This window comes from Limosilactobacillus panis DSM 6035 (assembly GCF_001435935.1).
GTDB classification, from domain to species: Bacteria; Bacillota; Bacilli; order Lactobacillales; family Lactobacillaceae; genus Limosilactobacillus; species Limosilactobacillus panis.
The window spans coordinates 1-6,174 of the sequence record NZ_AZGM01000106.1 but is presented as its reverse complement, the minus strand read 5'-3'; the positions used below and the strand labels follow the sequence as shown (position 1 = coordinate 6,174).

The 6,174-nt window shown below is 43.6% G+C and carries 1 protein-coding gene and 1 pseudogene; both read left to right on the top strand.

Going from position 1 to position 6,174, the window contains the following annotated elements:
- Positions 1–118: 118 nt before the first annotated feature.
- A complete protein-coding gene (locus FD32_RS10260) occupies positions 119–4,930 on the top strand; it encodes a glycoside hydrolase family 70 protein (RefSeq protein WP_082611622.1) in 4,812 nt (1,603 codons plus the stop codon).
- Between the two features lie 349 nt (positions 4,931–5,279).
- Positions 5,280–6,023: pseudogene (apf, locus tag FD32_RS06845) on the top strand (aggregation-promoting factor).
- Positions 6,024–6,174: the final 151 nt, after the last annotated feature.

The window sequence follows — 6,174 nt, the reverse complement described above, 5'->3', positions numbered from 1 at the left end:
TCAGTATAGGAGACCTCAAATTGAAAATATAGACGTGTTGTTATTCGGTGCTTACAATGTAATCATTTTTGCGGTATAATTGTTTACGGTTTAATGCTAATTTTTTTGGAGGAATACTATGGAAATCAAGAAGCATTATAAATTGTATAAGGATGGTAAGCGGTGGGTAACAGCAACTATTGCTACGGTTGCTGCTTCCACCGCCCTGTTAATGGGTGGTGTTGTCCACGCGGACCAAGGAACAACCAACACTCAAACATTAACAAACGGTGTAAGTAACCAACTACCGACCGCTAATGGTCAAGCAGAGTCAAAAGCTGTTGTCCCGACTGGCAATAACCTAGCTAATGGTCAAGCAGAGTCAAAAGCTGTTGTCCTGACTGGCAATAACCTAGCTAATACATCAAGTCAAAACTATAATCACCAGGACAATGGGTCTTATGGAAACTTGGATTCAGCAAACTTTAATAATAATGAATTGCAAGTTTCTGGGTGGCAGGCAACTAATCAAGCGGTCAATAAAAACTACCGGTTTGTAATTGCCTATGATTACACGACTAATGCCGAACTTGGGCGGACACAGGTTACTGGCGTCGCTCGTCCAGATGTCAAGAATGTTCACAACGTTTATAATGCTGGTGATTCTGGCTTTAATACGTCGATTAAGGTTAACTTTGATAAAATGCAGAGTTATCAGGACGCTATCCGTATCATTAGTCGGTACAGCGGTCAGTCTGACGGTAATTCAGACTATGTCGACTGGGAATCTCAGCCAATTGTCTTTAATGACAGTAACCAGGGCTACCTAGATAACTTTGCTGTTAATAATGGTCAACTCCACGTTAGCGGTTGGAACGCTACTAACCAGGCTATCCAAAAGGGTTATCATTACATCATCTTATTTGACCAGACAACTGGGAAAGAAGTTACGCGACAACTTGTTAAGGCGAGACAGGACCGACCGGACGTGGCTAAGGTCCATCCGGAAATCGTAAATGCCAATAAGTCGGGCTTTGACGTCAATTTTGCAATGAATAGTTTAAATGTTTACCACCGTTACCAAATCATCAGCCGGTACAGCACCGGTGCTAACGGTGAGGGACAAAATACTGACTTGTGGTTTGCTGCTAAGTCGTTTGCACCAGTTAACCAAAGTAATCAGGGTCACCTTGACGAGATTAACTTTAGTAATGGTTCACTGGCCGCTACGGGCTGGCATGCGACTGACTTCTCCAATATTGAAGGTAACCATTTTCTGATCTTATATGATCAAACAGCTAACAAGCAGGTTAGTGTAGTTAAGGCAACCAGTGTCATCCGTCAAGACGTGGCTAGGGCTTACCCAACAGTTAAATCGGCAGCAAATGCAGGCTTTACGGGTGCCTTTAGCGCTGATGGGCTTCAAGCTGGCCACACTTATGCAGTTGTCAGTCGTTATTCAACCGACGCAAATGGTAACGGCAATAATGGCGCCCACACTGACTTCTGGTCAGCACCATTTACTTTGAGTCAAACGGCTTTCAGTGTCGACCAGGTTACAATGGCTAACGACGGCCTTCACGTTGCCGGTTGGATGGCCAGTGATAACCAGCTCCAACAGCGCAATGCTTATCTATTTATTATGAATAATGGCAAGGAGGTTGTCCGGCAAAAACTGACGCTGACTAAACGTCCGGATGTAGCAAAGGTTTATCCAACAATTTATAACAGTGGTAGAAGTGGTTTCGATGCCACCATTAAGCTAAGTGCTAACCAACTCAACCAGCTGAATGGTCAAATGCAAGTAATGCTTCGCTTTGTTAACAGCAACGATGGTAATCCTGATGGTAACGGTGCAACTGACCAATATAGTGGGGATTACGCAACTAATGCGGGATACTTTGACTATGTGAAAGTCAATGGCAAGCAGCTAGAATTTAGCGGTTGGCATGCCACTGACCAGAGTAGTACTCACCCTTACCAGTGGATTATTGTTCTGGAAAATGGTAGGGAAGTTTACCGGGCACGGGTTGACCAGCACGGAATCATTGATCAAGAACGTCCCGACGTACAAAAGGTCTACCCAGCAATCGCTAATAGCCAGTTGGCTGGTTTCCAGGGCCGTCTGACTCTCAATAACAACATTGCGAATGCTAAGGTTCAATTGGTCCATCGGTTCTCGTCAGATGGTGTCAATGGCGAAAGTGGCAGTCATATTGATTACTGGTCGGAAATTTTCCCAGTTACGGCTTCTTATCAGAAGGGTAACAATGGAGCAATGGTCACCATCCGTGGGGCAATTGAAAACGGCAAGTTTAATATTTATGATATGCGGACAAACAAGCTTATTAAGAGCCTCGACGCTGGTACTTGGGAGAACTTGGCCTATTCGATGGATGCCAACTCCATTAACAATGTTGATGGCTACCTTAGCTACAGTGGTTGGTACCGACCAATTGGAACAAGCCAAGATGGTAAGACATGGTACAAGACCGGGGCTGGTGACTGGCGGCCAATCTTGATGTATGCATGGCCAAATAAGGATGTTCAGGCACAATTCATTAAGTACTTTGTCGGCCATGGTTACACTAATGAAGGTTATGGTTTGACACCAGCTAAGGTCGCGGATTTGTCTGCCGGCACTGATACCAAGATATTGAATGAGGACTCGCAAAACCTGCGTTATGTAATTGAACAAAGCATAGCGAAAAATAAGAGTACCAGCAAATTGGCAAATGACGTCAATGCCTTTATGCAGACTGTCCCATCATTATCTGCTGCATCAGAACTGTCGGTGACTAACAATTCTTCTTATGTGCCAGACTTTAGTGGGACTACTAGTAATGATCAATTAATCTTTGTTAATAACAATTCTGCTGATCAGACAAAGGGAAACACGAGCTATGCAGACAGTAACTACCGCCTGATGAACCGGACCCTTAATAATCAACAGGGAAACCACAGCGTTAGCCCAGAACTTTTGGTTGGTAATGATATCGACAACTCTAACCCCGTTGTCCAGGCGGAAAATCTTAACTGGGAGTACTTCTTACTCAACTATGGAAAATTGATGAACTATAACCCAGATGGAAACTTTGATGGTTTTCGGGTCGATGCTGCCGATAATGTGGACGAGTATGTCCTTGACCAGTTAGGACAACTGATGAATGACCTTTACCACACTAAGGGCAATCAGACTAACGCAAATAATCACTTGGTTTACAACGAGGGTTACCACAGCGATGGTCAGTCCTTAATGGATGGTAAGGGTAATCCAGCGCTATACATGGATGCATCGATGTTCTACACTCTTGAAAATGTTCTTGGACGGATATCCCATCGTGACGACATCACACACCTTGCCACTAACTCGGTTGTTAACCGGGCTAATGATGATGGTAGCAAGAGCCAGACACCAAACTGGTCATTCGTTACTAACCATGACCAGCGAAAGAACCTTATTAACCAGATGATTATCAATGATCATCCTGGTGTGAAGTATATTATGGGCACTGGTTACAAGGCTGAATATGCTAGCCAGGCTTGGCAAGAATTTTACGTGGACCAGGCAAGAGCCTATAAACAATATGCCCAATACAATGTGCCTGCTCAATACGCAATTCTTTTAAGCAATAAGGACACTGTCCCACAGGTATATTACGGTGACTTATACAACGAAACAAAACCATATATGGCTGAAAAATCGATGTACTATGATGCAATTACGACCCTGATGAAAGCTAGAAAAGAATTCGTCAGTGGTGGACAATCAATCGAAAAGTGCGGTCAAAATGCCGTTGCTAGTGTTCGCTATGGTAAAGGAGTTGCTGATGCTAACAGCATTGGGACTGATCCACTTAGTCGGACGACGGGGATGGCTGTCATTGTCGGCAACAACACTGATATGGCAAGCAATACCTACATTATTAATATGGGTAAAGAACACGCTAATCAGCAGTATCAAAACCTAATTGATACCACTGATGCGGGGTTAACTTATGATGGTACTGGCAGTCTTAACCCGAAGACGCTGACAACGGATACTAATGGTAACCTGTATGTTAAGGTAAAGGGTTTTGCCAACCCATACGTTAGTGGTTACCTAAGTGTTTGGGTCCCTGTAGTAGCTGGACAGCAGGACGCATCGACTAGTTCTAGTACTGTCGCTTCACGGCCGGACAAGACTTTTGAATCTAACGCAGCATTAGATTCACATCTGATCTATGAGGACTTTAGTCTGTATCAACCTGAACCAACTAGTGTAAACGAACATGCCTACAATGTTATTGCTAAGAATGCACAATTATTTAACAGTCTTGGGATTACTGACTTCTGGATGGCACCAGCATATACGCCATTCTTAATGAGTCGTTACAATGAAGGCTACGCAACAAATGACCGTTACACCTTAGGAACGACTAAGAACCCAACTAAGTACGGTAGTGGTGAAGAATTGGCAAACGCAATTGCCGCACTGCACAAGGCCGGTTTGAAGGTTCAAGAAGACCTAGTAATGAACCAGATGATTGGTTTCAGTGGTCAAGAAGCTGTTACTGTAACACGGGCCAACCAATATGGTGTACAAATGAGTGTCGATGGTAAGACATTTGCTAACCAGATTTACTTTGCCTACACAATTGGTGGGGGCGAAGGTCAAAAGAAATATGGCGGCAAGTACCTGGCTGAGTTACAAGCCAAGTACCCCGACCTCTTTACTACCAAGGCATTATCAACCGGTGTAGCTCCAGATCCAACAACGCGGATTACGCAGTGGTCTGCAAAGTATCAAAACGGAATATCCTTGCAAAACATCGGAATTGGGTTAGCAGTAAAACTGCCAAATGGCGATTACGCTTACCTGGATGGTGGTAATAACGATAAGTTTAAGACGACCCTTCCAGAACAGATGGGATCGATTGATTACTATGTTCAACAGGAATTAAAAAATTAGGCTTTCCTAAGCTGATTACGACAATGTTACACTGCAGACCCTAAAAGAGCGAAAAACTGCAATTTACAGGATTTCTTCCTGGTAAATTGCAGTTTTTTTGTCTGTTTTGTTACATTTTGTGGTTAGTAGAGACAACAGGATGAAAGCATGACTTGCTAAGGCCTATATGGTTAATAATAAAAAAATCTATATAAATTGTTACGAATTATTACGCATAAAGGTAAAAATGATATTCGCTGGTAATTACTGTGTAACTTTCAGCAGGTATAGTATAGGTGTTGATTGATATGAATCAATCTGAAGTGATGAATAAGCAATAGAATTATGAAAAGGATGGGATTTAATCTTTATGAAGTTATCTAAGAACATCGCAAAAATTACTGCTGCTGTTGCTGGAGCTGTTGCATTGGGTACCATTGCTACTGCTACGACTGCAAATGCTGATTCAATTTACACGGTGCAAAGTGGTGATACTTTATCAGTAATTTCCTACAAGTTCGGTCATGATTTAAGTTTTGTTGATACCTTAGCTTCAACCAACCACATTGCCAACAAGAACTTAATCTACGTTGGTCAAAAATTAGTTATCAAAGATAATGGTGAAGTCGCACCAGCAACGCAACATTAAGTGGCAACGTTGCCAAGTGCTACTCCGGAAAACCAAACCCAAGCAGCAACTAGCCAAGCTCAACAGTCAGCTGCTGCTAGCCAAGCTCAACAGTCAGCTGCTGCTAGCCAAACGCAAGCAACGACTAGTCAACCTGCAGCTGCCCAACAGGCTAGTGGTTACACCCAAGCTGCTAACGCGGCTGCAACTGGTTACACAGGTGCGGCAACTACCAACACTAGCTACACTTCAGGTGTAACTGGCAATGAAGCCAGTGCCAAGGCCTGGATTGCTGCTCGTGAATCCGGTGGTTCATACACCGCTACTAATGGTCAGTACATCGGTAAGTACCAGTTATCCGCTTCATACCTGAACGGTGACTACTCTGCCGCTAACCAAGAACGGGTTGCTGACCAATACGTTGCTAACCGCTATGGTTCCTGGACAGCTGCGCAAGCATTCTGGCAATCACACGGTTGGTACTAAAATTTAACCATATTTGTTAAAAAGCTGGAGATGTTTTCTCCGGCTTTTTTAATGACCTAAAAAGGGAACTGGCACAAAACGCACCAGTTCCCTTATTTTAGTGCGCCCGGCATGGGTATTAGCTAGGTGGTGAAAGTCCACTATGGGCCGT

Coding starts and splice junctions, on each gene's coding strand:
- FD32_RS10260 (WP_082611622.1), top strand. CDS start 119: ATGGAAATCAAGAAGCATTATAAATTGTATAAGGATGGTAAGCGGTGG.